Annotated in this window: 6 protein-coding genes; 2 read left to right on the top strand and 4 right to left on the bottom strand. The window is 62.8% G+C overall.

Annotation, left to right across the window (positions count from 1 at the left end):
• From GJ668_RS19290 to GJ668_RS19275, 4 genes are all read right to left on the bottom strand, one after another.
• Positions 1-715, bottom strand: a 715-nt coding sequence (locus GJ668_RS19290; RefSeq protein ID WP_222930828.1) for a hypothetical protein, incomplete at its 3' end; no start/stop codon positions are given.
• 135 nt (positions 716-850) lie between these two features.
• Positions 851-2,239 (bottom strand): transposase, encoded by a 1,389-nt coding sequence (locus tag GJ668_RS19285; RefSeq protein ID WP_155451714.1) that lies wholly within the window; start codon positions 2,237-2,239, stop codon positions 851-853.
• 117 nt (positions 2,240-2,356) lie between these two features.
• Entirely contained in the window at positions 2,357-2,566 is a 210-nt protein-coding gene (locus tag GJ668_RS19280) for a hypothetical protein (RefSeq protein ID WP_155451713.1), read from the bottom strand.
• A 69-nt stretch (positions 2,567-2,635) separates the two neighbouring features.
• Positions 2,636-2,935, bottom strand: a complete 300-nt coding sequence (locus GJ668_RS19275) for a hypothetical protein (RefSeq protein WP_155451712.1) — start codon at positions 2,933-2,935, stop codon at positions 2,636-2,638.
• 174 nt (positions 2,936-3,109) lie between these two features.
• Here GJ668_RS19275 and GJ668_RS19270 point away from each other — a divergent pair, with 174 nt between their 5' ends.
• Positions 3,110-3,556 (top strand): hypothetical protein, encoded by a 447-nt coding sequence (locus tag GJ668_RS19270; protein WP_155451711.1) that lies wholly within the window; start codon positions 3,110-3,112, stop codon positions 3,554-3,556.
• Positions 3,534-4,256 (top strand): HipA family kinase, encoded by a 723-nt coding sequence (locus GJ668_RS19265; protein ID WP_155451710.1) that lies wholly within the window; start codon positions 3,534-3,536, stop codon positions 4,254-4,256. The genes GJ668_RS19270 and GJ668_RS19265 overlap by 23 nt, the downstream gene beginning before the upstream one ends.
• Positions 4,257-4,312 lie beyond the last annotated feature (56 nt).

Below are 4,312 nucleotides of genomic sequence, written 5' to 3'. Positions count from 1 at the left end.
CTGCGCGCGCAACCAGACCGCAAGACTGACCGTGTCGCTGGATTGGGCGCGCAGATGCGCCGCGACATCCAAGCGCGCGGCCGTGGGATCGAACGCCTCCGCATCGAGTGATGCGGACAAACAACGGCATCGCCGTTGGGTTCAAGCGCACGATCACCCCGACGCCACGCGCGAACAGGTCGAGAATCACGCGCGGTTGATTGTAGCCCCGATCCACCAGCCCGATGTCGCCGGCCTGCCACGGGTAGCGCGTCAGGCTTTCCCCGCCATCGACCCCCGTCACGTCCACCGCGTGCACGGTCATATGGGTTAAATCCAGCGCCAAATGCACTCGGTAGTCCGTTCCCTTGGCGCCCGGTCCTTGCAGCGAGGACCCATCGACGATCAGCAACCGCAACGCGGTTAACGCGGTCTTCGTGGAGGGCAACATCGCCTTTAGCAACGCCTTCAGCCAGGGGCCACAGGCCCGTAAACGCTGGAGGATCGCGGTATCCGTGATCCGCTCCTCCAGCAACGTGAAGCTCCCGGCGGTGGTTCGCAGCGCCTGATCCAACCCACAATACAGCATCACGATTTGCAGCAGGTGCGCCGGCGTCTTGACCTTGCGCGGGCGCGCGAACGCCTTGAACGCATACGCCATCTCCGCGTACTCGGGTGGCAACTCCTTCAGAAACGCTTCAAACGCAAGATCAATGGGCTGGGATGCTTGGGACATGGGATGCGGGGGAGATGGTGGCAAAGCGCTAACAGCTCGCGGTTCTCCACTGATTTTCAAGGGCTGGCGGCTATGTTGGCCATGGCTTTGAAGGTCACGATTTGTAACCGGACGAAGGCTTTTCATTCCGTGCTCTCAGTCGGCTGTCGCCGTGGTTGTGCGACGCTGGGCCAGCAGGCGTGCGACGGAGAGGTGCGTCTTTTTGGACTGAGGCGTGCGTGGCGGAGCGGGTTTCTTGGGGCCGCGTGAATGCTTGCGATACTTGCCCAGCTGCACATGCTCAGCGGTCGAGAGCAGCCACTCGGCCATGGCCTGTGGGGTGAAGGTGTGAAACACGGCCCACTCCTCGGGAGCGACGAGGGCGTCGAGGCTGTCGGTGACGCGCGCCATTTCATTGACCAGGTAGTAGCCCGAGACCTGGGTGTCGATGGTGTGCGCGTCATAGGTGCGGCGCAAGGCGGCGCGGATGACGGCCAGGGCGTTGTAGGCGACCACGGCCTGGGCGAAGCCGAACAGGGCGGCCGAGGGATAGGCCAGGGTCTTGAGTTCACAGCGCAACTGGGTGGTCAGATGCAAGAAGGCTTTTTCGACCGTCCAACGCTCGCGGTAGAGCGCGGCGACCTCAACGGCGTCGGCCACCTCAGGCGGCAGTGTGGTCAAGAACGTCAGGCGCGTTTCACCCTCGCGCGTCGGGATGTTGAGGTCCAGGCGCACGCGGCGCACCTCGATGCGCGGGCTGTCTTTCGTCAGGCCGGGAAGGGTGACGCGCTGCTCGCTCAGCTGGCCGTACTCGGTGGTGGCCACCAGGCGCATCGGTTCGAGCGGGCGGATGGGGATCTGTTGATGCTCACGCACCAGCACCGCCGCTTCGCGCGCATGCAGCGTCGCGATCCAGGAGGCGACACAGAAATTACGATCCATGATCCACAGGTCGCCCGCCTCGATGGCGTCCTGGAGTTCGGGCAGCAAGGCACGCTCCTGGGTATAGGCATCGGGTTCGGCGATCAGGTGCGTGATCAGTTCCAGCTCCGGCTCCAGCACCGCCCGTGTCTTGCCCGGCAGCGGCGCGGCCCGCTTCCCACGCGTCTCGGCCAGGCGGCGCTCGCGCCCGCCCAGCGCGTTGCCATCCAGGATCTTGATCCGGTAGCCCTTCAGCTTCGCCGGGCGCGGCGCCCCCAGCGCCTCGATGACCTCACGCGCCTGCTGCGCGCTGTAGCCGACCAGTCCCGCCGACACCTTCGGTTCCAGCCCATTGAGCTTGTCGTAGACGGCCTTCAGCGATACCGGGATCGACTCCCCCATCCCTTGATAGGCGGCGTTCACCGACGGCTGACGCCGTGTGACCACCTGCATCATCAGCTCGAACAGCGTCGAGAACAGCAGTTTCCGGGTGTACTGCCCTTCGGCCTGCTGCTCGAACCACGCGTCGAGTTGCTCGGGGTGAAAGCTACGCTCCAACAGCGCGCGCGCCATCGTCGGAATGGGAAAGTGTTCGGCAAAACGGTCCAGCAGCGACGTCAACATGGCAAGCCCGATTCAGATGTGAACAAAGCCGTGAGTGTACAGGGTGGACCGCTGCAGCGGCCGTCCGCAACGCTTCGGTTTCAGGTCGGCCCCAGACAATCCAGGGCATGGGCTAGGTCACTTTTTGTGACCTTCAAAGGCATGGCCCATGCCCTCAACGATCGGGCGCATCGGGGTGAAGGGTTCGCCCTCATGCTCGGCGATGAAGAGGGTTTGGCCATGAAAGGCGACAGGAAGCAGACCCTCAGGCGGATCGGCGGCCAGCGCCGCATCAACTGCTCGAACACGCGAGGACTGCACGCCCCGGTCAACACCGTCGTCATCCATGCCACTCTCCGCGAATCGTGAAGAAATCGAGCGCACCGCATCAGGTGCGGTCGCGAACCGGACAGTGGCTCAGTCAAGCGCCCGGCGTCGAACCGCGGCCTCAGCGCGTGCGTAGATGGCCAGCAGCCAGGTGGCACTGGGCGGCTGCTCGCCTGGATGTTCCGGGAGGTCATCGTGTTGAATGAACCGCGAGACGGCCCGCCGGCGACGACAGCCACAGGCATGGCACTGCGTTTGGGGGCGATGGAGGCGCGTGATGATCTGCTTGCGCGTCAGTATCCCGGCGCGCCCGCAACAGGCGTAGCGCACGCGGTAGCGCCCAGTATCGAGTAGGGCCAGAATCGTGATCCCACCCCAGTATCGTCCCAACAGACAAACCCTCACGGTTGTTCATCGTGGTCTCCTCGGTCAGATGGTCGGCGCCGCGCGCGGGCCGTCGTGTTGCCGGTCTGGCTGATCGAGAAGATAGCAACATGCTACTGATCTGACAATAGCTGATTGCAACAGGCCGCTTTCTTAGCAATCTGCTACTATTCTGAGATTATGGACGTCCGACAGGCCCGCACCGAGAATCTTGAGACGCTCTTGCGTCGCTACCCGTCATTGCGGGTGTTTGCCGAGCGCACGGAGCTCGCCTCTTCGCATGTGAGCCAGATGAAGAATGGTGTGCGCCGGATGGGCGACGAGGTGGCCCGCCGGATCGAGGCGCAACTCGGCTTGCCGCATGGTTGGATGGACCATCCTCACGGCATCGAGGAAGACACGCCAGCCGCCACCGCGACACCGTCATCGCTCGATCAGCGGCTCTTGCAGACCTCGCCACGCGCCCGGCGCGCGTTGGAGCAGATTGTGCGCGCCGCTGAAGAGGGACGGCTCAGCGAGATCGATCTCGAACTCATTCAGCAGATTGCCACACGCCTTGCCAGCTCGAACGGCAAATACGACCGACTGCGACTCAGGGCCAGGGATGGCGATCGAGCTGCTGACTGAAGGCGCGTATCGCAGCTATCTCGAACCTACAACAGAGGCCGGAGTTGAGGCCAGTCACTTGGCGCGGGTCTGTTTCAGCGACGGTGAGATCCGGCGGGTCTACGTCAAGTTCTATCCAGAGTCCAATCATGGTCTCGTCAACGAAATCACCGGACACTTGCTCGCAGCGGCCATCGGCTTGCCTGTGCCCCAACACGCGGCGGTGATCTTTGTGCCGAAGATCGCGCTGCCGGCGTGTCCGGCCTGGGCCGACACGGTTCCGGGTGAATCGATTCCGGGCTGGTGCACCCTGGATATGGCGGCACCGAGTCTCAGGTTCCTGCTCTCTCAGGTTCATGATGAACCCCTGGATACCTCGCACCCCCTCGTCGACGAACTTCGTAAAACCGATAAATTGATTTCATTTATGGCTTTTGATGATTGGATTGCGAATACCGATCGTCACTTGGATAACCTGCTGCGCCTGGGGAAACACCGTTATCTGCTCATCGATCACGGCCAGATGTTCGGCGGCCTCACATGGACGGCCAAGACGTTACGGGATACCAGCCTCCGCTACGTCAACAGTTTGCGCGAGCTGCTTGCGCCACAGACGCACACGCCAGACTATCGTCGTCGCCTAGCCCGGGAATCGTGCGCTAACCATGGCGAGGCGCTGATACAGGTCAGTGAGCATCTACTAGCAGCCTGTCGGACTTAACGGGCAGAGTCGCCTTTTGAGCGCCTTTAGGGGCGAAAAATGGCGAGATTTTGGCA

Origin of the sequence: Allochromatium palmeri (genome assembly GCF_009720725.1) — a bacterium.
Classification (GTDB): Bacteria; Pseudomonadota; Gammaproteobacteria; order Chromatiales; family Chromatiaceae; genus Thermochromatium; species Thermochromatium palmeri.
The sequence above is the reverse complement of the archived record's forward strand: the minus strand, read 5'-3'. Positions and strand labels throughout refer to the sequence as shown.

What these genes read in the sequence shown, in the direction of transcription:
- GJ668_RS19285 (WP_155451714.1), bottom strand. Translation starts at nt 2,239, where the DNA reads ATGTTGACGTCGCTGCTGGACCGTTTTGCCGAACACTTTCCCATTCCG.
- GJ668_RS19280 (WP_155451713.1), bottom strand. Translation starts at nt 2,566, where the DNA reads ATGGATGACGACGGTGTTGACCGGGGCGTGCAGTCCTCGCGTGTTCGA.
- GJ668_RS19270 (WP_155451711.1), top strand. Translation starts at nt 3,110, where the DNA reads ATGGACGTCCGACAGGCCCGCACCGAGAATCTTGAGACGCTCTTGCGT.
- GJ668_RS19265 (WP_155451710.1), top strand. Translation starts at nt 3,534, where the DNA reads ATGGCGATCGAGCTGCTGACTGAAGGCGCGTATCGCAGCTATCTCGAA.